The following is a 23733-nucleotide window of genomic DNA, read 5'->3' on the forward strand; positions in this document are numbered from 1 at the left end:
CAACCCTCCGTTTTCAAAAATTTGTGTATGAAAAATATGTCGACGTCATTCTATAAGTCAAAATTAAAATCGACCAGCTTCTCCGCAATCTCATTGAACGTATCCTCGGATTGCTGGAAATACTGCTCCCAGATGTCCCGGCTCCAAATTTCTACCCGGTTCGACACGCCGAGAACGACGCAATCTTTCTCAAGCTTGGCGTACTGCCGCAAATTGCCCGGCAAATTTACCCTTCCCTGTTTATCCCACTCGCATTCCGTCGCCCCCGAGAAAAAAAACCGGGTAAATGCGCGGGCATCGGATTTCATCAGCGGCAGAGCTTTCAGCTTCTGTTCCAGCACTTCCCACTCCGCCTGCGGATAAACGAACAGGCACTGGTCCAGGCCGCGGGTCACGACGAAAGAGGCGCCGAGGAGATCGCGAAACTTGGCCGGAATAATGATTCGGCCTTTCTCGTCAATGCTATGTTGGAATTCCCCCATAAACATTGGATAGCTCACTCCTTACCTCTTTCCCCCACTTTGCACCACTTTCCACCACTTGAATAGTAATTATTCTGCATAGAAAGGTAAAATCCTTCTAATGTTCAAACTTTTTTTAGTGGCAAATTCAGACTATGGAGGAAAGATTGGAGAGATTTTTGCGAACGCTGCGGATTTTCGCAGCTAATAAAGGCCCTTCCCGCTATTCGGGAAGGGCCTTTTAGGCAGATCGATATTAATTTGAATGGGTTGAGTTACCCTATTAATGCTCCTGCCAACTGTCGAGGTAAGTGCGCTGCTCGGCCGTCAAAGTATCGATCGAGACGCCGAGGCTTTCCAGTTTGAAACGGGCCACTTGTTCGTCCAGTTCATATGGGACATTGACCACCGTTTGGCCGATCCGCTCATACTGTTCGTTGACGTATTTCAGCGACAGGGCTTGCAGCGCAAATGTCATGTCCATGATTTCGGCGGGATGCCCGTCGCCGGCGGCAAGATTGACCAAGCGGCCTTCCGCAAGCACATAAACTTTGCGCCCGTCCTTGAGCTGATATTCCTCGATGTTGCGGCGTACCGTCCGCACCGAGCTCGAACGTTCGGCGAGCTCCGGCTTGTTGACCTCCACATCGAAATGGCCGGCGTTGGACAGGATCGCCCCGTCCTTCATTACATCGTAATGCTCGCCGCGGATTACGTCGCGGTTGCCGGTGACGGTGACGAAGAAGTCGCCGATCTTGGCGGCCTCGAGCATCGGCATCACGCGGAACCCGTCCATGTGCGCCTCGACGGCTTTGATCGCGTCAACCTCGGTCACGATCACATTGGCGCCCAAGCCTTTGGCCCGCATGGCCACGCCCTTGCCGCACCAGCCGTAACCGACGACAACGACGGTTTTGCCGGCCACGACGAGGTTGGTCGTCCGGTTGATGCCGTCCCATACGGATTGTCCGGTTCCGTAACGGTTGTCGAACAAATATTTGCAATAAGCGTCATTGACGGCAACCATCGGGAATTTCAGCCCGCCTTCCTTATCCATCGCTTTCAGGCGCAAAATCCCGGTCGTCGTTTCTTCGGCGCCGCCGCGGACATTTTCCAGGAGATCGGGGCGTTCCGAATGCAAAATCGTGACGAGATCGCCCCCGTCGTCGATGATCAGGTCCGGCTTCGTCTCGAGGGCGCGAATCAACAGCTCTTTATATTCGGCCGGTTCCGGATTATACTTGGCGAAGACCGTAACTCCGTCTTCCACCAGAGCCGCGCATACATCGTCCTGCGTCGACAGCGGATTGCTGCCGGTAATCGTTACCTCGGCACCGCCGGCTTGCACCACTTTTGCCAAGTATGCCGTTTTGGCTTCCAGATGGAGCGAAATCGTGACTTTCAAGCCTTTGAACGGCTGCTCCGCTTCGAACTGTTTCCGAATGCGGCCCAGTACCGGCATATGGGCTTCCACCCAGTCGATTTTCAAATGGCCTTCCGGGGCCAGCTTCATATCCGCTACGATGCTGTTTTGAATCGCAGAACTCATAATGATTTCCCTCCTATAAATTTAGGATCCGATGCTTTCCCGTTACATCATAAGGAATTCCCAACAACCCGTCAATCCAGTCCGTTCCGTAACGGCTCAAATAATAAAAGATGTTGTATACGCGCTCCTGCGGTTTGCCCAGAGGAAACAAAGAAAGCTCGATCCGGTCGAAATGGCGCAATCCCGCTTCATTCGATTTCTCCAGTGCGTCCATCGCTTTGCCGCGCAAATACTCGATCTGATCGACGATTTTGTCGCGGTTAGCGCTGCCCAGTTTGATCAATCCGGCCTGGATGCCGCCGAGCTGCTCAATGAGCGGATCGTACATCCCGGTAAATACGGACTTGATCTCGGCGAACCGCTCCTCCAAGTTCAGCGAATCTTGCCCGGCAAGCCAGGCTTGGCGCTTCGCTTGAAAAGCTTCCGGACGCTTCACGTCATCCCAGCTCAAATCGTACTTCTCCATATGCTTTTGCAGCGTGCCCTCCAGCACCGTAAACGATTCCCGCGGCAGCAGGATCGGCATTTGCAAATCCAGTACCGGGAACGCGCGCCGGGTCAGCGCCCAATACGCGATTTCGCCGGAGCCGAGCACCGCGCCCAGCACCGGAAGCAGCGTATCCTGCATGAGCGGCCGGGTCAGCACATTATTGCTGAAGCGCTCGGGATGAAGCTCAAGCTCCGCCAGCAATTCATCCCGAGTGAAAGCCACCCGGCCTTTTCGGTCGCAAAATTTGCCGTCCTGTTTGAACAGCAGCAAGCGCTCGCCTTTGTGTATGTAGAACAGATTAGCTCCATTCTCCCGGGCATCGGCCTGCAGGGTGAACCCCCGGCGGGTCATTTCATCCGCAGTTCCCCGGTAGGCTTGCTCCAGCTCATCATTCCTGGATATCATCGCCGCGAATACGGGAGTCTCCAGGCGGCGGATCTCCGGATCGGCGGAGTCCAGCAGCACAAGTCCATACTGCCCGAACCATTCTCCCATGAGCTTGGCAAAGCAATCGGTCAGCGTCGCGGACCCAGCCGCGGCATTGCGATACAGCTCCATCAATCCCGGTTTGAACTCGGTTCCTGGCAGCAGCTGTTCCAATTCTCCAGCGGCTTGTTCCCAAGCCTCGGCGTCAAGCTCGGTCCAACTGACCGGCGTTCCCTGCGCATGTTCATGGGCCAGCCGGATCCGGGTTACTTTCAGATCGGACGACAATACGTAGGTATGGTCCACCTCATCCCAATCATGATCCTCCCCGGCGATCCAGAATACGGGCACAACCGGACGTCCTAGCTGCGAAGCGGCCTGTCTGGCGGCTTTGATAATCGTCGCGGCCTTATAGATGACAAGCAGCGGGCCGGTAAAGAGGCCGCTCTGCTGTCCGCCGACGATGACTGGCGTTCCCGGCTGTTCCAACTGATCCAGGCTGGCCGATACGGCTTCATGCCGGTTATGGAGCTGGTTGAAAGCGCGCAGCCGCTTGACCAGCTCTTTCCGATCCACCCTCAGGTGTTCGCTTTGGTCCAGCCAAGCCAGCCGTCTGCCAAAGCTTTGTTCTTCCGCAGGGTTGTATTCATAATAATCGCTAACTCGCGTAAAATCTTGAATGAGCGCTTCCGCCAGCGGTTGTCCGGCAGGGAGCTGCTCTTGAACGATATTCATCAGACTTTCGGTCCTCCTGTCCATACTAAGCATGACTACTCTAAAAATATAGCATACCCTACCTAAAATGGCTAAACGAAAAAGCTCCCGCACCGGGAACAACCGGTGCGAGAGCTTGAAAGCATATGATTAATGAGACCAAAAAGGAGATTATCCTTTCTTCGGCATGGATACCCAGTGACCTTTGGACACTTCGACGAGTTCGGAATTTTCCAGATCGAACGCGCCGCCGCCGGCGGCATTCTTCGCATGAATCGGGCCATCGCCATGGTCTTCCATTCTGATCCGCTGTTTGTTGGCTTCCACTTCCGGATCCGGAATCGGAATCGCCGACAAGAGCATTTGGGTATACGGATGGAGCGGGTTGGCGTAGAGCTCTTCGCTTTCGGCAAGCTCCACAATCCGTCCGAGGTACATTACGGCCACGCGGTCGCTGATGTGCTTCACCATCGACAAATCGTGCGCAATGAACAGGTAAGTCAAGCCTAGACGGTCCTGCAAATCTTCAAGCAGGTTTACCACCTGAGCCTGAATCGACACGTCCAGCGCGGAGATCGGTTCGTCGCAGATGATGAATTTCGGATTTACCGCAAGCGCGCGGGCGATCCCGATCCGCTGACGTTGACCGCCGGAGAACTCATGCGGATAGCGTGTGGCATGGTCGGGATTCAATCCTACCATATCCAGCAGCTCTTCCACCCGTTTCTTCCGTTCGGCCCGGGAACCGGCCATGCCGTGAATATCCAGCGCTTCCCCGATAATATCCGTAACCGTGAACCGCGGGTTCAGCGAAGCGTACGGATCCTGGAAAATCATCTGCATATCGCGGCGCATTGCCTTCATCTTTTTCGGAGACAAGGTGTTGATGTCGACTCCGTTAAAGCGGACGCTGCCGCCCGTCGGTTCGTACAAACGCAGAATCGTCCGGCCTGCCGTCGATTTGCCGCAGCCCGACTCGCCTACAAGGCCAAGCGTTTCGCCTTCGGCAATCGAGAAGCTGATATCGTTGACGGCTTTCAACACGCTGCCTCCGCCGACATTGAAATATTTTTTGAGACCTTCGACTTCAATCAGGTTTTTGCTCATGACGACTTACCCTCCTTGGCCATCGGATGCAGATCCCAGCAACGGGCCATATGCGTGTCGCTGAATACGGTCGCCCCCGGATCAATGCGTTCGCAGATCTTCATCGCATGGTCACAACGGGCCGCGAACGGGCAGCCGATTGGCGGTTTGATCAGGTCCGGCGGGGTGCCGATGATCGGAATGAGCGGCTCGCCCTTCTTTTGGTCGAGGCGCGGCATCGATCTGAGCAAACCTTTGGTGTAAGGATGCTGCGGGTTCTTAAAGATCTCCCATTTCGTTCCGGTTTCCACCACTTCACCGGCATACATGACGATTACGCGGTCACACATGCCCGCCACGACACCCAGGTCGTGGGTAATCAGAATGATGGAAGTCCCGAGACGCTCCTGCATCTCTTTCATGACATCCATAATTTGCGCCTGAATCGTAACGTCGAGCGCAGTCGTCGGTTCGTCCGCAATCAGCAGAGCGGGACGGCAAGCCAGCGCAATGGCGATCATGACGCGCTGCCGCATACCGCCGGAGAACTCGTGCGGGTATTGGTTAAAGCGGGCTTCGGCATTTTTGATGCCGACGAGCTTCAGCATTTCAATGCCGCGTTCTTTCGCTTCGCCCGCTGACATTTTCTGATGTTTGATAAGCACTTCCGTGATTTGTTTGCCTACTTTAATCGTAGGATTCAAAGAGGTCATCGGATCTTGGAAAATCATGCCAATATCTTTACCGCGAATCGCTTCCATTTGCTTTTCGCTTTTCTTGAGCAGGTCCTGTCCCTGGAACAGGATTTCTCCTTGCTTAATGATAGACGGAGGGGACGGAATCAAGCGCATGATCGTTTGGGCGGTCACGCTCTTGCCGCTGCCGGATTCACCGACGATCGCAACCGTTTCCCCTTTTCCTACTTCAAAGTTCATACCGCGAACGGCTTTTACTTCGCCGCCTTTAACCTGGAAGGAGACGTGCAAATCTTTGACTTGTAGAATCGGCTCCATCATTCTCACCTCCTATTTTTTCAGTTTAGGATCCAGCGCGTCGCGAAGACCGTCGCCGAAAATATTAAACGCCAGCATCGTCAAGCTGATGACGGCAGCCGGGAACAGCATGCGCCATGGATAGTACAGCCAGCCGGTAAGCGCATCGTTGATCATCGAACCGAGCGAAGCGACAGGCGCCTGCACGCCGAGACCAAGGAAGCTCAGGAAGGCTTCGGAAAAGATGGCGTTCGGTACGGACAACGTTACCGTTACGATAATCGGTCCGACCGCGTTCGGCAGCAGATGACGGAACAAAAGGCGTCCCGAACCCGCGCCCATCGAGCGGGAAGCAAGTACGAACTCGCGGTTTTTGAGTTGCATTATCTCACCGCGGACAATCCATGACATGTTGATCCAGCCCGTAATGGTCAAGGCCAATATAATCGTGCCTAGACTCGGCTCCATGACGACGAGCAGCAGAATCGTAACGAGCAGGTACGGAATCGAGTACAAGATCTCTGAAAATTTATTCATAATTTCATCGACACGGCCGCCAAAGAAGCCCATGATGCCGCCGTAGATGACGCCGATCAGCAAGTCAATACAAGCCGCGGCCAAACCTACGATCAGAGAGATCTGCGTACCTTTCCAGGTACGAACCCACATATCGCGCCCGAGATCGTCGGTGCCGAACCAGTGTTCCGAGGATGGAGCTTTGTTCGTGTTGAGCAAATCATTGGAGTAATAGTTGTATCCGTGTACCCACTTGGAAATGAGCGGACCTAGGATCGACATGACAATGATGATTGCGAGTACGACAAGCGCCGCTATGGCCATCTTATTGGTGCAAAGCCGCTGCCAGGCATCGCGCCAAGCGGAAATACTTTCGCGCTGAATGACTTCGGCCTGTTTCTCGTCGGTTCCGATTTTCTTGAAATCTTCCGGTTTCAAATCAACCGGCGTAGGCATCACTTGAATTTGATTGCTTTCCATCCTTAACCCTCCTTCCCTTTTGCGAGTTTAATTCTCGGATCGACAAAGATATAAGCGATGTCGGTCAGGAAGCGGGCGAGCATCAGAATGATGCCGTAAAAGATCGTGATCCCCATAATAACCGGATAATCGCGGACGCCGATAGCTTCGACAAATTGTTTGCCGATACCGCCGATCCCGAAAATTTGCTCGATTACGACCGAACCGGTAACAATATTCGCCGTCATCGGACCGATATAAGTAATAACCGGCATAATTCCGTTGCGGATAACGTGGCGGAACAGAATGGCAAACCATTTCAAACCTTTTGCTTTAGCCGTTTTGATATAGTCTGCATGCAGCACCTCCAGCATACTCGAACGGGTCAGACGCGCGATAAACGCGATCGGCTGCGCCGTCAATGCGGCTACCGGCATAATGTAATACAACGGCCCCTTGAAGCCCATCGTCGGGAGCCAATGCAGTTTGGAGGCAAATATATATTGAATCAGGGATGCGACGACGAAGCTGGGGACCGCAATGCCCAGCACCGCTAACACCATCGCGACGTTATCGATCAGCTTGCGATGATACAGCGCTGCCAGCATTCCGAGCAGAACCCCTACGATAATGGCTACGATGATTGCCACTAGACCGAGCTTCAGCGACGCCGAAAACGTTTGCCCGATAATTCCGGAAACGTCCTGATTAATTTTCTTCATCGAGATACCGAAATCGCCTTGTACAACATCACCCAAATACTTAAAATACTGCTGATAAACGGGCTTGTCTAATCCGTACTGTTGATATAGGCGTTCTTGAATCGCTTCCGGCACCTTTTTCTCCGAGGTAAAAGGGTCGCCTGGAATGGCTTTCATCAGAAAGAAGGTGGCGGAAATCAAAATAAACAGCGAAACCAACATGTAAAAAAACTTATTGGCAATATAACGCACCATGCCCGTTAGCACCTCCTTCTCGCAAAATTCGACATAAAAAAATTTTAGAATAATTCCCCGGCTTTGTCTATTCTATATAATTGGTATATTCGCTCAAAGCTTGGAAGATTTCCAGTTCACACAAAAAAAACGGGATATATATGGAATACCCACATATATATCCCGAGATTGCTATGTGCTTAATGCGCGCCAGTCTGTGGGATTAATGTTCAAGCAAGTAAGCGCGAGTGTAGTCGATAGCGCCGCTGAAATCAAGAACAACGCCCTTCAGATAAGGTTTCTCTACCGCAACGTTCGTGTAGTAGTAGATCGGCATAAGCGCTTGTTCTTCGCCGATCAGAATTTCTTCCGCACGTTTGAAGTTTTCGTTACGTTTTGTGTTGTCCTCGGAAGCCTTAGCTTCGGCAACAAGTTTATCGTACTCTTCGTTACTGAAGCCGATATCGTTGTTACCGCTGTTGGTAGTGTATACATCGATATAAGTCATCGGATCGTTGTAGTCCGCGCTCCAGCCTGCACGTGCGATTTGGTAGTTCAGGCTTTGGCGGTTTTCAAGGAATACGGCCCATTCTTGGTTTTCCGTTTTCACTTCAACACCGAGATTTTTCTTCCACATATCCGCTACAGCGAGAGCAATTTTCTTGTGAGCTTCGCTGGAGTTATAGATCAAAGTGATTTGAGGGAGAGTGGTATAGCCTTTTTCTTTCATGCCTTCTTCAAGCAGTTTCTTGGCTTCTTCCACATTTTCCGTGAAGTAGTCGTCTTTCACTTCGGTGCGGAATTCATCGTTCAAGCCTTTGATGCCCGGAGGAACGAAACCGAATGCCGGCAATTGTCCGCCCAGTGTTACATTGTCTACGATAGCTTGACGGTCGATCGCCATGGAGAATGCTTTACGGATTTTCGCGTTGTCGAACGGTTCAGCTTGATTGTTGAATTGGAAGTAGTACGTACTTGAAATCCCTTTAACTTTGAATTCGTCCGGCAGTTCTTGCTTCACGATCGGAATTTGGTCGGTAGGAATTTCACCGTTCGGATGACCCGCACGATCCAATTCGCCGTTTTTGTAACTTGCGAGCTCGGTAGCGCCGCTATTAACAAGGGACATCGAAATCTTGCTCAGCTTGATATTGTCTTTGTCCCAATAGTTTTCGTTCTTGGTAACTTCAATCGTTTGGCCTTTCGTCCAGTTAGTCAGCGTGAACGCGCCGTTTACGATCATTTTGCTTGCGTCAACAGCCCATGCTTCATCGTCTTTAACGGACTGGTGAACCGGATAATAGGTATAGAAAGACAGCAGACCGAGGAAATAAGGAGTTGGACCCGTCAATTCTACTTCCAGCGTGTAATCGTCAACCGCTTTTACGCCAACTTGGCTGAAGTCGGTGATTTTACCGTCATTATAATCTTCGGCACCCTTAAGATAGAACAATTGATAAGCGTAAGGAGGAGCCGGAGTGGTGTTCGGGCTGAGAACGCGTTCCCAAGCAAACACGAAGTCGTTTGCAGTTACAGGATCGCCGTTGCTCCATTTAGCATCCTGACGAAGATGGAAGGTGTACTTCGTTCCGTTCACTTCCCAGCTTTCGGCAGCAGCCGGTTGAGGTTCGCCGGAGTCGTCCATGCGAGTCAAACCTTCATACATCGTCTTGAGAACCGTGTTGGCTTGGCTGTCTTGCGCTTGGGCAGGGTCGAATGTAGGCGGTTCTGCACTCAAGTTGATTCTCAGCGTTTGATCTGCGGCCAAAGTTTCGCTGCCGCTGTTGGCGCCGTTGTTGCCGCTGTTGGTAGTTGCGTTGTTGCCGCCGTTTGACGCGCTGTTGCCGCCGTTGTTCGATCCGCATGCCGAGAGCAGCGTACCGACCGCAAGCACAAGCGTCAAAAGGAGCAATAAACTCTTACTCTTCTTCATCTTGCAGTATCCCCCTTAAATAATGTGGTATATGTTTTTAGATTATACAACCAGCGGTCAAAAAAATCCAACATTTATTTTCAGAAATCGATTCATTTTCGCATAAAAACGGGTATATATTTAACAAAAAAGTCCTTTATACAATATTGACATTTTATTTCATTAACAATTAACCAATGATGTTATTTTTTTATGTAGGCGTTTTCTTCTCTCTTCTTTCCCCTAGCATATTCTAAGCTGCGGAAATGTATGTAATGAAGCTAATGAGAAAGAGCAGGATATAGGCGATTCCCGTTCCGGCAAAAGTAAGCCGCCATACGGCCCGCAAAAGCCTCCGCACATCTACCTTCCCTTTTAACCGGTTCTGCGCTCCGCCGATCAATCCGATCGCAATCAATAATACGAGCAAAATCAGATAAAACCCGAATTTGGAATGAAAAACATTGTTAAATAAAGCGGAGACGGAAAGAATCAAAAACAGCGTCGTTATGTCCATCGCGAGCTTCAGCGCCGATTTCTTGTCTTTTTTCGTATAAAAAGCGATGAAATATACGACAGCAAAAGGGATGACCGGCAATATTGAAAGAATGCTTACTGATGTGAGCAGAAACCCCATGTTCCACCTCCTCAGCGTATTTTCAAATTATTGATAAGCCGCTTGGCGTCTATAATTTTATATCGCCGGATAACGGCAATGCCCTGACCAATCGCCATACCGTTTCGTGTACGGGAATTTGCACGTTTGCCGCGCGGGCCATTTCCACGAGCCGGCCGTTGATATAATCGATTTCGGTCGGGGCGCCTTCCAAAACGTCTTTAAGCATGGATGATAGGTTGCCGGAAGTTGACCGGCAGACCGAAGCAATAACTTCAAACATATCCGGATCATATGGAATCCCGTAAGTCCGGTAAACAAGCTCTCCCTCGCGGCAAAGCATCAGCATCAATTCCTCGCGTTGTTTCGCGGCCAGCAGTTCTCCGTTCGGAATCCGCAGGAGAGCGGTCAGCGGGTTAATGACGGCGTTGATCAGCAGTTTCCGATAAATATCCTTATCGATGTCATTCGACAAAAACGCGGGAAATCCTGCCTTCGCAAGCAGCATAATCAAACTTTCGCCGCTTTTTTCCGCCTCGGAGTCCAATTCTACATCCGAATGATCCGCTTCGTGCATGGCCGGCCCCTTCGGGATGCCGATCTTGGTCTCTCCGAGCCCGGCGCGAACGACCGTCCGAGGGCTTGTCCGTTTAGCGCCCTCCGTTGTAATCGCCGCATAAACCCGCAAGCCGGGAAATACTTGCCGCAGCTTATCGATATGGCCGACACCGTTCTGAAAAGCAACGATCTTCGTCTCCGTTCCCATAAGATTCCGCACGGCATCCAACAGCTTGTCGTCGATATGGCGCTGTTTCACCGTCAGAAAGACCCATTCCGGATCGCCCCCAAGTGTCATTCCCCTTTCCTCGAGCGAACGGGCCGCAAACTTATCGGGACTAATTGTTGTTGCCGCTCCCCCATCGGCGCTTTCGATCATTAAACCTTGCTTGCGCAGCAACTCCGCTTGACCGGAAGTGCGTGTCCAAAAGACAACCTGCACCCCGGCGGCCGCCAGAAGCCCTCCATACAGCATCCCCAGCGCACCCGCGCCAACAATTACCACACTCATCTTCCTCTTCCTTTCACCCGCGCTAATCATTACTTATTCCTTTATACCAGACACGGCCCCTTAAATACAAAAAATCCCGCCTTCCTCAGGCGGGATTTTGCTTGTTTCGCTTTATTCGATTCGCTCCAGATTTCCGTTTGCGTCCATCTTGAACCTTGTTTTGGCCTCTTCTTCCTCTTCATTAAGGAAGGCGAGCCGACGCGCGCGGTCCATGATTTGAATCAAAGCCTTATAATCGTCATTGACTACACGATAGTCGGTTTGAACCTCGCTGACCTGCGCCGACAAATGATCGTTCTCCTCCCGCAGTCTGGCGAGCTCTTCTTCTTTTTCGCGCAATTCTTTCTCAAGCGTTTTGACATGTCTGTTCGTATCCTGAATCGTATTTTTCCAACCGCGCAAAAAACGGATAACCGCATCGATGGAAATCGTTTCTTCCGTCACGCCCTCGCTCCGGTAACTTCCCTCTTCCAGCTCGGCCGGAGCCAAAGACGAAATCGCCGGATTGCCCGCAAGCGAGCCCTGTTTCTTCATATAATTCCGTTTTTGCCGCTGCGCTTTGGCAATCCCGATCGCGGCTTCGTACTTCTTGCGGACGCAACTGTTCCAGCGAAAACCGCAAGCCGCCGCCGTTCTCCCGATTCGTTCTCCCACTTCCTCGAAAGCCGTCAACTGCGTGCTGCCTTCCCGAATGTGGCGCAGGGTCACCTCGGCCAAAATCAAATCATCCTCGGCGCTCCACGCATCTTGTCTCACTGCTGTCATGCTATAAAAACCTCCTAACGACATCCTAATATACCGTCTCCGCCGGAAACCGACGGGCTTGCTGGTAAAAAACTTCTTACTCCATTTCTATGCCTCTCATAGAGTTCATAGAATCTATTTGATACTAAAATGTATTTCCAAATTGAAGCGCCTCCATACCTGCGACAAAAAAATCCTAGGATAAACTAATAAGACTTATTTATTCGGCAATAATAAAAGTCACATCGAACGAGAAATATTTCATTTAATCTTGACTTTTCGTTTACAGTTGCTGGGGCTGCGGGTATAATGAGGTTAGAATTCGGTAGACGTGTATACATAGGAAAGGGGGAATATCACTTGGCACGGATGTTTCGCGTCCTTGGCTTCTTTACCCTCGCCATCGGACTCATGGCTTTCGCGGGCAATTTGATTGAAATGGCCTTGCTGTTTTTCCTGCAAACCGCTTTCTTCGTATTGTTCGGTTATCTTAAATTTACGGAAAGAACGTATATCCTGCTCTTCTGGGGTTACATGATCGTCGCTTTCACGGGCTTCAGTTATTGGACGATCTTCCAGATGGGACTGCCGCTTTAAATCCGATATAAACAAAGGGCGATCCGGTTATCCGCCGGGTCGCTTTTTTTCATATTACTGATAATTGCTTTCCTGTTATCATATATATGGATGATATCCAATTTAGGGGGTGGGACCGAATTTTGAACAGACGTTGCTCAGCTCTGCTTATATCCCTATCGCTTGCGGCCGGGCTTTTGCTGCCCCGGGTGGCGGCGGCCGCCCCGATATCGGACGAGGAGCTCAAAGTGCTGCAGGAAAGTCTCACCATTATGGAAATCGACCGGGAGATCGCGCGGATCGAGGCGCAGCAGCAGGAGACCGGGCAATCGGTGGAACGGTTGGAACTGAGGCTCGCGGATAAAAATGAGCAAATCCAAATTAGCCGGGAGCGGGCGGGGAAACGGTTGGCCGCGTATTACATGGGCGAGCGGGAAATGATGCTTTCCGCGCTGCTCTCCGTGAACAGTCTGCGGGATTTCTTCACCGTGCTGGATTATTTCCAACTGATTGCCGAGCGGGACAGAACGATTTTGAATGCCTATAAAGAGGAGTACGCCTTACTGGCAAGCGATAAACGCAAACTCGACAAATTATCGTCCGAGCTTGCGCAGATGAAAGACGATTTGCTTCGGCAACGTGAGCGTGTTGAGGCCCTGCAGCAAAGTGTGGACGGCACGCTTGACGCCAGCACGGATCCCGAAAAATTGCGGGCGCTGATCGCCGAATTTACCGCATACTGGGAAAATGTCGGACTCTACGAGGTCCGCCGCTATTTCCGGGAGCTGTCCAACGCCATGGCCGATTTTCCCGACTTTTTGGAGGAGCATCAGGATAGCCTAGCGACCGACAAAAACGGCTACACACTCACCGTCAAACAGGAAGATTTGAATAATTTCCTCCATAGCAGAAGCGATCTGCTCAAAAATATGTCCTTCTTGTTCGAAGACGGGCGGATCGTCGTGCAAGGCCGCAGAGAGGATCTTGAACTGAAGGTTGAAGGACATTATACCGTCGACAATGAACCGGAAAATTCCATTACCTTCCACGTGGATCGGCTGCAGTTTAACGGTTTGGACCTGCCGGATACGACCCTTGCCGAATTGGAAAACGATTTTGATCTCGGTTTTTATCCCAAAAAAATAGTTCCCTTCGTCGAAGCCACCGAAGCGGATATCGAGAAGGGAAAACTGATTGTCAGATTAAAGCTCTCATTATAGCTTCTACATTTCATTGAGGCGTTCCAGATAAGGCTTGACGCCAAGCTCGCCGTTTAGAAAAGCCGACGACAGCTGCGCATATTTCTCCATTGACGAAGGAATTCCGGCCCCTGCGGGGAGCGGAGTTCCTTTTCCGTTAACTAGGGATGCGGGAATCCATGACGGCAGCCCGTTTCGCGCCGCCTGATAGTACATGGTTTTCAAGACAGGCAAATATCCCGTTTCGTCATACCACGTACGCTGCTGAAGCTGCGAGGTCATCGCCGATGTCCATACGCCCGCCGCTTCCGTGTTGTCCGATCTCGCCGATACGGCGTAGCTTCGTCCACCGATCCACATCGCCCCTGCCTGTGATTCACGGTCGGGATAAACGACCCGGATGTTCGCATGCGGATGCGAGGCCGCATCGCTCCATTTGACCAGGGCAAACACCGCTTCCCCGTTATAGAGCTTGTTCCATATTCCCTCTTCTCCTTCCGCCCCCAAGAAATCCGCGATATTCGGCCGCAGCTCATCCAACTGCTCTACCGCCGCCTTCACGTCTTCCGTAGGTTTGAACAAGGATGTCGCTTCCGCCGGTTTGGCCTGTCCGGTTAATTGCCACAGCAGGGACATGAAAGCGTAAGGATCCCGGTAATCCAGTGCAAATATATAAGGAGAGGATTGCTGTTTTTTGAAAGCGGCGATCAAGTCCTGCCAGGCGTTTTTCGAGGCGGGCAATTCCGTGCCGAGCTTCTTCAGGCTCTCTGGATTGTATATCAAAACATACGGATCGGCGTCCATCGGGACGGCCCAGATATATCCGTTCCATTCGCTTTGGTTCAGGGAAGCGCTTAATACTTCACCCGACAACGAGCCGGAATAATAGCTTTCCGTCGGCAGCAAATATCCGGCGGAGGCAAACCGGCGGATCCAGGCGTTATTCAGTAATAAAATATCCGGAGAATCGCCGAGCGCCAGCTTCTGCCGGATCGACGCCTCGTTGTCTTCGGGGGGAAGATTGGTCAACTCAACTTGGACCCGGTATTCATCCATTACCTTCTCGTTTATTTGCTGCAAACGGAGGAATTCGTCCTCCGGCAATTGAACCGCCACCGAGATCGTCCCCAAATCCTGCTCCGTCTCCTGATTTTGCGGCGCGACCGGCTCGGCCTCGTCGTAATCCTCGGATCTCGTCAGCGTCGATGTCTCGCTCGGCGATAAATTGATCAAGGCGAGCAAAAGGATGGCAAAAAGCACCCAATGGTTTTTTCGCTTCATACCAGTTCTTCCTCTCCGCTTGGTAAACACATTTATCCTGATTGTATCAAATCTTCCGAGCGGTTGTCCTTACAAATGATTACAAATCGGAAACTCCGGGAAAGCGAACTCAGCTTTTTAGCCAACAAAAACGGGTAGGGGCGCCGCATAACGGCTATTTCCCATACCCGCTCATCATTTCTGCTAAATATTGCTATATTACAGTAAATCGGCCGCAACCTGAGCCAGCTTCGAGCGTTCACCTTTTTCCAATGTAATATGCCCGCTGATCCCCTGCTCCTTGAAGCGTTCCACCAGGTAAGTCAAACCGTTACTGGCCGCGTCCAGATAAGGGTGGTCGATCTGCTCGGGGTCGCCCATCAGGATAATCTTGCTGCCCTCACCCACCCGGGAAACGATTGTCTTCACTTCGTGCCGGGTTAAATTCTGCGCTTCGTCCACGATGATGAATTGCCCGGGAATCGAACGGCCGCGGATATACGTGAGCGCTTCGACCTGGATACTGCCGAGCCCCATCAGAATTTTCTCGATGTCGCCGGATTTTTTCGTATCGAATAAATACTCGAGATTATCGTAGATCGGCTGCATCCATGGGCGCAGCTTCTCTTCCTTTTCACCGGGCAGATAGCCGATATCTTTGCCCATCGGGACAACCGGCCGGGCGATCAGCAATTTTTTGTATTTATGGTCGTCCTCGACCTTCAGCAATCCGGCGGCCAGCGCAAGCAGCGTTTTGCCCGTACCGGCTTTGCCCGTGATCGTCACAAGCGGGATGTCATCGTTGAGCAGCAGCTCCAGCGCCATTCTTTGCTGGGCGTTGCGCGCGCTGATTCCCCAGACGGGGTCATTGCTCAAATATAACGGCTCCAGCCGCGTCGCTTCCTGGTTCACCCGCAGCAGCGCGGACTTCCCGGTGCCCATTTCGTCCTTGAGAATCACGAACTCATGCGGATACAGATTATAGGATAATCCGAGCGGCTGGATTGGCAAATAGCGGTACGAATAAAATTCGTCGATCACCGAGGGATGAACTTTGATTGTGGAATATCCGGAATATAAATCGCTCGGACCCGCGGTCCGGTCGGACAAATAATCTTCCGCCGTGAGGCCCAGCACATCCGCCTTGATCCGGACCAGCACATCCTTGCTTACCAGAACCACGGGGCGGGCTTCGCTAGCCTCCTGTTGCTCGAGATGATAATTAAGCGCCACCGCCAAAATCCGGTTATCGTTCGTGATCTCGCCGAACATCTCCTGAACTTTGAGAAAACTGCGGTGGTTCAGCTCCACCTTGATCTTTCCTCCATGATCCAGAAGCACGCCGTCATGCAAATGTCCCTTTTCGCGGAGGCCGTCCAATAAACGGGATACCCGGCGCGCGTTGCGGCCGATTTCCTCGGCATTTCTTTTTTTTGAATCGATTTCCTCCAGTACGACGGCCGGAATGATCACCTCATGCTCCTCAAAGGCAAAAATCGCACCCGGATCATGCAGCAAAACATTGGTATCGAGCACAAAGATTTTCTTCACGGATATCCCCTCCACCCGAAAATCTGACAGCCGTTAATTCACATACATACTTCCCCCGCCTTTGGAAATGTTAAAAGTATAGTTTCCCACCAGAATCCTGACGAAAGGACGGTACCAGTTCATGCGAATATGGCTGTGTTTATTTTTGACGATGTCCCTGCTTACGAGCTGTGCAACGGCAACTAAAAAGGCATCACCTTCTCCCCAGAATCAAACGAATGTTCCCCGGGTACAAAGTACAACGGACGGAAGCATGAATGTAAACAATAACGGAATTCTGCCGGCAAAAGCCCGGCAAGCCCACATTGAGGAGCTTGTAAGACGGGTTCCCGGCGTCAAAGGCGCCCACTGCGTCGTCATGGGGAAAACGGCGGTGGTCGGAATCGATGTCGATTCCAAGCTGGAGCGGGCGCGGGTCGGCAGCATCAAATATACCGTGGCCGAAGCGTTGCGCAAGGACCCTCAAGGCGCCGGAGCGCTGGTTACGGCCGACATCGATTTAAATCAGCGGATCAAGGAGATGGGCAATAAAGTCGCCCAAGGCAAACCGATCTCCGGGTTTGCTACGGAAATGGCCGATATTATCGGACGGATTGTGCCGCAATTGCCAAGCGACGTCAAGCCGAGGACCACTACGCCTGCTGTTCAAGGGACGAAGCAAACCGGGACTTCCGGGAAAGGGAATGTTACGCCAAAAAGCAATATGGCACCTAACGGCAACCGTGGCACAAAGCATATGGAAATCGCTCCCGGAAGATAACGCCGCCTTATCGAAGGATGTCCCAAAAAGAAAAAGCCCAGCGAAAAATTCGCTAGGCTTTTTTCATGGCGGCAAACACCCGGTTGTCCAGCATTTCAGCCGCACGCTCGTCGTATACCTTGGCATAAGTCGGCGCGGAGGCAAGCTGCGCTCCGTAAAACAAGGCGTTGCGGACCGCATCGATCTTCAAATCGAAGCAGCACATCTTGAAAGGGACATCCGCGAGCGGGTCCTGGACCACCTCGGCGATGCCGTTGATTGCATAAATCGTCTCGTCGCCGAACACGGTTACCGTAATTCTCGGCTGGGCTTTGATATTGCGTACCAGTCTGGACCGATGGTCCAGCGCAAAACGAAGCGTGGAATAATCCGGAGCGTATATCCACGAAATCGCACTGGATGTAGGTCCCCCCGACTCTTCGTCTACCGTGTTCAACAATACAAAAGTTTCGGACTGGAATGCGGCAAATAGCGGCTCGGATAATTGGGTAACGAACTCGGACATCGGGCCAGCCCCCCTATCGTAGTACATATCAATATTTAAGATAGAATAGGTCGTATAACTAATTGTATTATATCATGGCCGAAAACTTGCCTTCAATCGTCAGTTGCCTGCTTGTTCGCCTTCCCCCGCATCATCCGATCCGGCCGGCGCTTTGGTTCCGGCGAGCTCGTCTTTCAGCGCCTGCTTAGCGGCTTCGAACTCGTCCTCGTTCAAGTAAACGTAAGGACTCTTCCATGCCCCGGTCACCGGGACAAATTCTACATTTTCCTTGGAGATGCTCCAGTAGGCGGAAATCATATTTTTCATCTGTTTGGATTCGAGATCCGTCTCCATGTTCTTCCCGACCGACTCGATGACTTTGCCCGCTCCGACAACCCCGTTCAGGGATTTCGCCTGATCGATCAAAGCGTGCAGCACCTCGTTCTGACGACGGTTGCGGTCGAAATCGTCCGAGGCCTTCGTCTTCGGAGAGCAGTTGGACTTCCGGTAGCGGACGTAACCGAGCGCGTCTTCGCCGTTCAGATGCTGAGGTCCGGCCTTCAGATTGATATCCGTGCCGTCCGCGGTATCGCGGTAACACATATTCGCGTCCACGTTTACGTCTACACCGCCCAGGGAGTCAACGACATCGCGGAAGCCCTGAAAATTGATGACGGTAACGTAATCGATCGTTAGGCCGAAGTATTTGCTCATCATCGTTTTCATCTCTTCCTCGGCAGGAATGCCCGATTTTTTCTCGGCGGCGAGGAAATTCGGATAGAAAGCGTTCAGCTTGTTCGTTTTGTAACCGTCCATTTCAAACTTGGTATCCCGCGGCAGCGAGACCACGGTGGCCGATTTCGTGTCCGGATTCATCGAGATAACCATGATCACGTCGCTCAAATGCGTGCCGGTCTCTTTACGGTAATCCGTACCGAGGAGCAGCATGGTGAGCGGTTTGACCTTGGCCGATTTCTCCGGGGCCACATTCGCCGAGGTTCCCGTGTCGTCGATCACGTTGTCGAGCGTCAGCCACAGGAAACCGATATAAGCTCCCGTGCCGATCACAGCCAATATAATGATGCTCAGCAGCACCTTCAAAAAGGTTTTTCCGCCGGATTTCTTTTTCTTCTTTTTCGAACCGGAACTTCTTGGTGCCGTTCTTTGGTTTTTCCCCCGTGGAGGCAAACCGCTGTTATTGGAACTCATAAATCTTAACACCTAATTTCATCTGGATTAAGCCGCATGAATAATGACGAAAATAAGCCGCTCAAAGTTACAAATTCCGGAACAGAGGCAGAAAGCTTAGTCCTGCTTGTTCACGGCGGACGGCCCGGAAGCAGCATTCTCCTTGCGTTTCCGGCGTCCTTCCACGAAATAACGGATGCGAACCATCAGCATCAAAACCACCGCTACGAGCAGACATTGAATGATCGGCAGCTTGTCGATTTGGAAAATGAGCAGAAGGAATGAACCGATCGCCATCAGCAGGTATAAAATGATCTCCTTCAGCAGCGGCAGCTTCTGCCCGCTTCGGAACACTTTGTTGTACACGAAAATCACAAGCACAAAAATAAGAATATAGGATATAACCGGATTTTGCGCAAACCATGCCTGCAAGGCGGGTCCCTCCTTCGCCATCATCGTTATCGTTTATTATTTAATTATAGATTGGCTTCCGACATTTTGCGATGTTTTTCGGCCCGTTCGCGTTCGCTCTTGTTGAGAATTTTTTTGCGCAGGCGAACCGACTTCGGCGTAACTTCGCAGTATTCGTCGTCGTTCAGATATTCCAGCGCCTGTTCCAGGGAGAACAGCCGCGGTGTTTTCATTTTGACCGTCTCGTCCTTCGTCGCCGAGCGAACGTTCGTCAATTGCTTCTCTTTGCAAATATTTACGACAATGTCATTGTCGCGGGTATGTTCCCCGACGATCATGCCCTCGTAAATTTCCGTGGCCGGCTCGACGAACAGAATCCCGCGGTCCTCGATGGACAGAATGCCGTACAGCGTGGACACGCCGTTTTCGCTCGAAACGAGCACGCCTTCATGGCGTCCGCCGACTTGGCCGCCAACGAGCGGTCCGTAGCTGTCGAACGCATGGTTCATGACGCCGTAGCCGCGGGTCAACGTGAGGAAATGCGTGGTGTATCCGATCAGGCCGCGGGCCGGAATCAGGAATTCCAGCCGCACCTGGCCGGTTCCGTTATTGATCATGTTGACCATTTCCGCTTTACGCGAGCCAAGGCTTTCCATCACGGCGCCCATGCTTTCCTCGGGGATGTCGATCAGCAGCCGTTCGATCGGTTCCATCTTCTTGCCGTCGATCTCTTTAACGATAACCTCCGGCTTGGACACTTGCAGCTCATAACCTTCGCGGCGCATGTTTTCGATCAGAATCCCGAGATGCAGCTCGCCGCGTCCCGACACGATAAACGCGTCCGGGCTGTCCGTTTCGTCAACGCGCAGCGAAACATCGGTTTCCAGCTCTTTAAGCAGCCGTTCCCGCAGCTTGCGGGAAGTCACCCATTTCCCCTCGCGCCCGGCAAACGGGCTGTTGTTGACGAGGAAGGTCATCTGCAAGGTCGGCTCGTCGATTTTCAGTACCGGCAAAGCTTCCGGATGGTTCGGATCGGCGATCGTTTCCCCGATGTTAATATCCTTGATACCGGCGATCGCCACGATATCCCCGGCGCCCGCTTCGTCGATCTCCACACGGCGCAGGCCGGAAAAGCCGAACAGCTTCTCGATGCGGGCCGACTTCTTGCTGCCGTCGCGCGTCATGACCGCTACGGATTGTCCTTGGCGGATTACGCCGCGGTTGACGCGGCCGATCGCGATCCGGCCCAGGTACTCGTTATAGTCCATCAAAGTGACCAGGAATTGCAGCGGCTCGTCGACTTTTTCCGTCGGCGCCGGGATATGGTCGATGATCGTTTCATACAGGGAGAGCATATTGTCGTCCTGTTTGTCGGGATCAAGGCTTGATGTACCGTTCAATGCCGATGCATAGACAACAGGGAATTCAAGCTGTTCATCGTTTGCGTCGAGCTCGATGAACAGGTCGAGCACCTCGTCGATGACTTCGGCCGGACGCGCCGCCGGACGGTCGATTTTGTTGACGACCACGATCGGCGTCAATTGATGCTCAAGCGCTTTGCGCAGCACGAATTTGGTCTGCGGCATGCAGCCTTCGTAAGCGTCGACGACCAAGAGCACCCCGTCAACCATCTTCATGATCCGTTCAACCTCGCCGCCGAAGTCGGCGTGTCCCGGTGTATCCACGATGTTGATCAAATAATCTTTATACGTAATGGCGGTATTTTTGGCCAAAATGGTAATCCCGCGTTCCCGTTCCAGGTCGTTGGAATCCATCGCGCGTTCCTGAACAGCCTCGTTTTCCCGGTAAATTCCGGATTGCTGGAGCAGTTTGTCGACAAGCGTCGTTTTGCCGTGGTCTACGTGAGCAATAATGGCAATGTTGCGAATATTACTTCTTTCATGCATTGGTTTTCTCCATATCCTTTCGTCTCTGTTTCTTTATTCTGAAAAGCCTGTGTAGCTACTGGTTACCTAGATTGAAAATCCATAAAACAAGCGTCGGAGATTTGGACAACCCGACGCTTGAACATATCCCTTATATTATACGCAAAATTTAAAGAAATTCAAGAACTTGGCAAACATTCACCAGCCGCGCCGAGTTTTTCCCCTCGCCGCGATCAGCCAGATTCCGCCGATAATAAGCGCTGCGGCCAGCAAATAAATAACCGCATGAGAGAAGAGTGTGATTCCGAACAGGATAACGGATACCGCTCCCAAAATACCCGCGGTGATCAGAACGCCGTTTTGACGGGTGGGGGAGAACCGTTCATATTCGTACAGACCGATTGCGATCCCCAGGATCAACCCGGGCCAAGTATACTTGAATGTACTCCAGCCCCAAAAGTTGGCGATAAAGAACAAAATGCTGTAAACGACCAGAATCCCTCCGGGAAGCAGCAGCTCGGACGGACCCTTCCTCCAAAAATGCCACAGGTGGAACACAATGCCCGGTATCAGCAGCAGCAGCGGCCATAGTGCCTTTCCAAGAAAACTGAATACACCCAGTTTCCCAAGCAGGATGATTATCCCGGCAGCCAGAATGACGATTCCGGTCGTAAGCTTGTTGTTGTCGGACATTTCATCACACACCTTCCAGATGACAATGAGGGACGGGCGTCAGGCAAATTACGACATTCCCTTCTAGTTATCAGTTTAAATGAAAACAGCGCAAAAAACCACTCTCTCCCCTGTGGGAAGAAGTGATTTTTTGACTTTCCCCGTAAGGTTAAGGCTTGTACGGATTAACCTCGGCCGGCGTTATATTTTTTGATCCACCCGAACATAATAACGAGCGCGGCCAGCGCGGCCGGGAGTATTCCCGCCAAAGACGGAAGGGTCGCCTGTAGCATCCCTCCAAGCTTCGGATCATGCAGCAGCATGTCGCCGGCCGTGTATCCGAGAATGCCGGCTCCCACGTAGGTCAGCACCGGCAGGCGCCGCAGCAGGTCCGCGATCAGGTTGCTGCCCCAAATGACGATCGGGATGCTGATCGCGATGCCGATCACCAGGATGGCGAGATCCCCTTTGGCCAGCGCGGCGATGGCAAGCACATTATCCAGGCTCATAATGAAATCGGCGGCAAGGATCGTTTGAACCGCCCGCCACACTGTACCCGCTTCTTCAACCCGTGAGGATTCCTCATGGGGCATCAACAGCTTGAATGCGATAGCGGCCAGCAGCAAGCCGCCGGCCGCTTGAATAAACGGAATTTTCAGCAGGATTACTGCGATCCAGGTCAAGACGCAGCGCAGCAGCACCGCACCGAGCGCCCCCCACCAAACGGCCTGCTTGCGGTGCTTCAAGGGCAGATCCTTGCTGGCCATGGCGATCACCAAGGCGTTATCTCCGCTCAGCACCAAATTGATAATCAGGATTTCCGACAGCAGTAGCAACTGATCCACGCTTATCCCCCCTTTTATACATGTATGATCCAAGGGGCCAAGCTATGCTTATTCGGCGTTTGCAAAAAATTTGTGCATGAAAATGACTGGACAAATGAATCTTTTTAGTGAGTTAATACGTATATACGCCTTAAGAGGAAGTGACATATGTGGATTTTTTTAGTGCAACATTTTTTCTCTCTCTGCTCAATATCATTTTTATCGATTTGATCTTGGCCGGAGACAATGCCATCGTCATCGGAATGGCGGCGAGGAAGCTTCCGAAGACCATTCAAAAGAAAGCGATTCTTTACGGTACCGGCGGTGCCGTTATATTGCGGATTGCGGCGACGCTCGTGGTCGTCTGGCTGCTTAAAATCCCTTGGCTGCTCGCCGTGGGCGGATTATTGCTCGTATTCATCGCCTATAAAGTGCTGGCCGACGACGGTTCGCATGATACCATCGAGGCAAAGGACTCGCTTTGGGCCGCGGTCCGGACCATCGTCATCGCCGATGCGGCGATGGGCCTGGACAACGTGATCGCCGTTGCGGGCGCTTCAGGACAACATATGGTGCTTGTGGTCATCGGCCTGCTCATCAGTGTTCCGATCGTGGTATGGGGCAGCACGTTGTTCATCAAGCTGCTCGGCTTGTTTCCCTGGATTTCTTACGTAGGCGCGGCGGTATTGGCTTATACGGCGGCTCATATGATTACCGAGGAGCCGCATTTTATTTCCTTCTTTGCGGACAACCCCGTGCTTCGCTGGCTATTTATCGCCATTGTCATCGTCGGCGTTCTGTATGCCGGCTACCGGAAGAAACAGCGGGAGAAGAACAAGGAAGAGAAGGAGCGGAAGTCTCATCCGGCAACTCGTTAAACAAAGGAACACCATACAATGCAAAAGATCGCCCCAACCGATCCTATAAGGATCAGGCCGGAGCGATCTTTGTTT

The 23733-nt window shown here is 52.0% G+C and carries 23 protein-coding genes; 4 read left to right on the forward strand and 19 right to left on the reverse strand.

All coding sequences use genetic code 11. From position 1 onward, the window contains the following. Positions 1-50: 50 nt before the first annotated feature. The 11 genes from mraZ to V3851_RS02515 all read right to left on the reverse strand — a co-directional run bounded on the left by mraZ (position 51) and on the right by V3851_RS02515 (position 11990). Positions 51-488, reverse strand: coding sequence for a division/cell wall cluster transcriptional repressor MraZ (gene mraZ, locus V3851_RS02465; protein ID WP_331844892.1), 438 nt, complete (start codon positions 486-488; stop codon positions 51-53). 256 nt (positions 489-744) lie between these two features. Continuing rightward, positions 745-2013: an adenosylhomocysteinase gene (locus V3851_RS02470; protein WP_331845253.1), complete on the reverse strand. Its 1269-nt coding sequence runs from the start codon at positions 2011-2013 to the stop codon at positions 745-747. Between the two features lie 10 nt (positions 2014-2023). Beyond that, the gene (gene bshC / locus V3851_RS02475) at positions 2024-3661 is read right to left on the reverse strand and encodes a bacillithiol biosynthesis cysteine-adding enzyme BshC (RefSeq protein ID WP_331844893.1); all 1638 of its coding nucleotides are present in this window, start codon (positions 3659-3661) and stop codon (positions 2024-2026) included. Between the two features lie 150 nt (positions 3662-3811). Beyond that, positions 3812-4747: an ABC transporter ATP-binding protein gene (locus V3851_RS02480; RefSeq protein WP_331844894.1), complete on the reverse strand. Its 936-nt coding sequence runs from the start codon at positions 4745-4747 to the stop codon at positions 3812-3814. Then, on the reverse strand, positions 4744-5739 hold the full coding sequence (locus tag V3851_RS02485) for an ABC transporter ATP-binding protein (protein ID WP_331844895.1): 996 nt from the start codon (positions 5737-5739) through the stop codon (positions 4744-4746). Before V3851_RS02485 ends, V3851_RS02480 begins: the two co-directional genes overlap by 4 nt. A 12-nt stretch (positions 5740-5751) precedes the next feature. Then, positions 5752-6714 (reverse strand): ABC transporter permease, encoded by a 963-nt coding sequence (locus V3851_RS02490; RefSeq protein WP_331844896.1) that lies wholly within the window; start codon positions 6712-6714, stop codon positions 5752-5754. A gap of 2 nt (positions 6715-6716) precedes the next feature. Beyond that, positions 6717-7649: an ABC transporter permease gene (locus V3851_RS02495; protein ID WP_331844897.1), complete on the reverse strand. Its 933-nt coding sequence runs from the start codon at positions 7647-7649 to the stop codon at positions 6717-6719. A gap of 202 nt (positions 7650-7851) precedes the next feature. Further along, positions 7852-9561, reverse strand: coding sequence for a peptide ABC transporter substrate-binding protein (locus V3851_RS02500; protein ID WP_331844898.1), 1710 nt, complete (start codon positions 9559-9561; stop codon positions 7852-7854). A 232-nt stretch (positions 9562-9793) separates the two neighbouring features. Continuing rightward, on the reverse strand, positions 9794-10177 hold the full coding sequence (locus tag V3851_RS02505; protein ID WP_331844899.1) for a DUF3397 domain-containing protein: 384 nt from the start codon (positions 10175-10177) through the stop codon (positions 9794-9796). Between the two features lie 49 nt (positions 10178-10226). Next, positions 10227-11225 (reverse strand): ketopantoate reductase family protein, encoded by a 999-nt coding sequence (locus V3851_RS02510; RefSeq protein ID WP_331844900.1) that lies wholly within the window; start codon positions 11223-11225, stop codon positions 10227-10229. Positions 11226-11336: 111 nt separating this feature from the next. Then, positions 11337-11990, reverse strand: a complete 654-nt coding sequence (locus V3851_RS02515; protein ID WP_331844901.1) for an RsfA family transcriptional regulator — start codon at positions 11988-11990, stop codon at positions 11337-11339. A 339-nt stretch (positions 11991-12329) separates the two neighbouring features. Between V3851_RS02515 and V3851_RS02520 the strand changes: the two genes are divergently transcribed. Then, on the forward strand, positions 12330-12566 hold the full coding sequence (locus V3851_RS02520; RefSeq protein ID WP_212942144.1) for a DUF2626 family protein: 237 nt from the start codon (positions 12330-12332) through the stop codon (positions 12564-12566). A gap of 122 nt (positions 12567-12688) precedes the next feature. Further along, positions 12689-13765 carry a coiled-coil domain-containing protein gene (locus V3851_RS02525; RefSeq protein WP_331844902.1) on the forward strand — a complete coding sequence of 359 codons (1077 nt, stop codon included), beginning with the start codon at positions 12689-12691 and terminating at the stop codon, positions 13763-13765. A gap of 3 nt (positions 13766-13768) precedes the next feature. Here V3851_RS02525 and V3851_RS02530 read toward each other — a convergent pair whose 3' ends face one another. Both V3851_RS02530 and V3851_RS02535 read right to left on the reverse strand, forming a co-directional pair. Further along, on the reverse strand, positions 13769-15025 hold the full coding sequence (locus V3851_RS02530; protein ID WP_331844903.1) for an extracellular solute-binding protein: 1257 nt from the start codon (positions 15023-15025) through the stop codon (positions 13769-13771). A 198-nt stretch (positions 15026-15223) separates the two neighbouring features. Then, on the reverse strand, positions 15224-16555 hold the full coding sequence (locus V3851_RS02535; RefSeq protein ID WP_331844904.1) for a PhoH family protein: 1332 nt from the start codon (positions 16553-16555) through the stop codon (positions 15224-15226). A gap of 151 nt (positions 16556-16706) precedes the next feature. Here V3851_RS02535 and V3851_RS02540 point away from each other — a divergent pair, with 151 nt between their 5' ends. Further along, entirely contained in the window at positions 16707-17315 is a 609-nt protein-coding gene (locus tag V3851_RS02540) for a YhcN/YlaJ family sporulation lipoprotein (protein WP_331845254.1), read from the forward strand. Positions 17316-17367: 52 nt separating this feature from the next. On the opposite strand, the gene V3851_RS02545 is transcribed toward V3851_RS02540, so the two are convergent. The 6 genes from V3851_RS02545 to V3851_RS02570 form a co-directional block, all read right to left on the reverse strand. Then, positions 17368-17820, reverse strand: a complete 453-nt coding sequence (locus V3851_RS02545) for a pyridoxamine 5'-phosphate oxidase family protein (RefSeq protein ID WP_331844905.1) — start codon at positions 17818-17820, stop codon at positions 17368-17370. Positions 17821-17919: 99 nt separating this feature from the next. Beyond that, complete coding sequence (locus V3851_RS02550) at positions 17920-19008, reverse strand: LCP family protein (RefSeq protein ID WP_331844906.1); 1089 nt, start codon at positions 19006-19008, stop codon at positions 17920-17922. Between the two features lie 96 nt (positions 19009-19104). After that, a complete protein-coding gene (locus V3851_RS02555) occupies positions 19105-19419 on the reverse strand; it encodes a YlaH-like family protein (protein WP_331844907.1) in 315 nt (104 codons plus the stop codon). 44 nt (positions 19420-19463) lie between these two features. Next, on the reverse strand, positions 19464-21305 hold the full coding sequence (gene typA / locus V3851_RS02560) for a translational GTPase TypA (protein WP_331844908.1): 1842 nt from the start codon (positions 21303-21305) through the stop codon (positions 19464-19466). Positions 21306-21482: 177 nt separating this feature from the next. Beyond that, positions 21483-21977, reverse strand: a complete 495-nt coding sequence (locus V3851_RS02565) for a hypothetical protein (RefSeq protein WP_331844909.1) — start codon at positions 21975-21977, stop codon at positions 21483-21485. 164 nt (positions 21978-22141) lie between these two features. After that, positions 22142-22801 carry a TerC family protein gene (locus V3851_RS02570; RefSeq protein WP_331844910.1) on the reverse strand — a complete coding sequence of 220 codons (660 nt, stop codon included), beginning with the start codon at positions 22799-22801 and terminating at the stop codon, positions 22142-22144. Between the two features lie 149 nt (positions 22802-22950). On the opposite strand from V3851_RS02570, the gene V3851_RS02575 reads away from it, so the two are divergent. Next, positions 22951-23658, forward strand: a complete 708-nt coding sequence (locus V3851_RS02575; RefSeq protein ID WP_331844911.1) for a TerC family protein — start codon at positions 22951-22953, stop codon at positions 23656-23658. The last annotated feature ends 75 nt before the right edge of the window (positions 23659-23733 follow it).

This window comes from Paenibacillus haidiansis, from assembly GCF_036553665.1.
GTDB lineage: Bacteria > Bacillota > Bacilli > Paenibacillales > Paenibacillaceae > Fontibacillus > Fontibacillus haidiansis.

Coding starts and splice junctions, on each gene's coding strand:
- mraZ (WP_331844892.1), bottom strand. CDS start 488: ATGTTTATGGGGGAATTCCAACATAGCATTGACGAGAAAGGCCGAATC.
- bshC (WP_331844893.1), bottom strand. CDS start 3,661: ATGAATATCGTTCAAGAGCAGCTCCCTGCCGGACAACCGCTGGCGGAA.
- V3851_RS02480 (WP_331844894.1), bottom strand. CDS start 4,747: ATGAGCAAAAACCTGATTGAAGTCGAAGGTCTCAAAAAATATTTCAAT.
- V3851_RS02485 (WP_331844895.1), bottom strand. CDS start 5,739: ATGGAGCCGATTCTACAAGTCAAAGATTTGCACGTCTCCTTCCAGGTT.
- V3851_RS02490 (WP_331844896.1), bottom strand. CDS start 6,714: ATGGAAAGCAATCAAATTCAAGTGATGCCTACGCCGGTTGATTTGAAA.
- V3851_RS02495 (WP_331844897.1), bottom strand. CDS start 7,649: ATGGTGCGTTATATTGCCAATAAGTTTTTTTACATGTTGGTTTCGCTG.
- V3851_RS02500 (WP_331844898.1), bottom strand. CDS start 9,561: ATGAAGAAGAGTAAGAGTTTATTGCTCCTTTTGACGCTTGTGCTTGCG.
- V3851_RS02505 (WP_331844899.1), bottom strand. CDS start 10,177: ATGGGGTTTCTGCTCACATCAGTAAGCATTCTTTCAATATTGCCGGTC.
- V3851_RS02510 (WP_331844900.1), bottom strand. CDS start 11,225: ATGAGTGTGGTAATTGTTGGCGCGGGTGCGCTGGGGATGCTGTATGGA.
- V3851_RS02515 (WP_331844901.1), bottom strand. CDS start 11,990: ATGACAGCAGTGAGACAAGATGCGTGGAGCGCCGAGGATGATTTGATT.
- V3851_RS02530 (WP_331844903.1), bottom strand. CDS start 15,025: ATGAAGCGAAAAAACCATTGGGTGCTTTTTGCCATCCTTTTGCTCGCC.
- V3851_RS02540 (WP_331845254.1), top strand. CDS start 16,707: ATGTCCCTGCTTACGAGCTGTGCAACGGCAACTAAAAAGGCATCACCT.
- V3851_RS02545 (WP_331844905.1), bottom strand. CDS start 17,820: ATGTCCGAGTTCGTTACCCAATTATCCGAGCCGCTATTTGCCGCATTC.
- V3851_RS02550 (WP_331844906.1), bottom strand. CDS start 19,008: ATGAGTTCCAATAACAGCGGTTTGCCTCCACGGGGGAAAAACCAAAGA.
- typA (WP_331844908.1), bottom strand. CDS start 21,305: ATGCATGAAAGAAGTAATATTCGCAACATTGCCATTATTGCTCACGTA.
- V3851_RS02565 (WP_331844909.1), bottom strand. CDS start 21,977: ATGTCCGACAACAACAAGCTTACGACCGGAATCGTCATTCTGGCTGCC.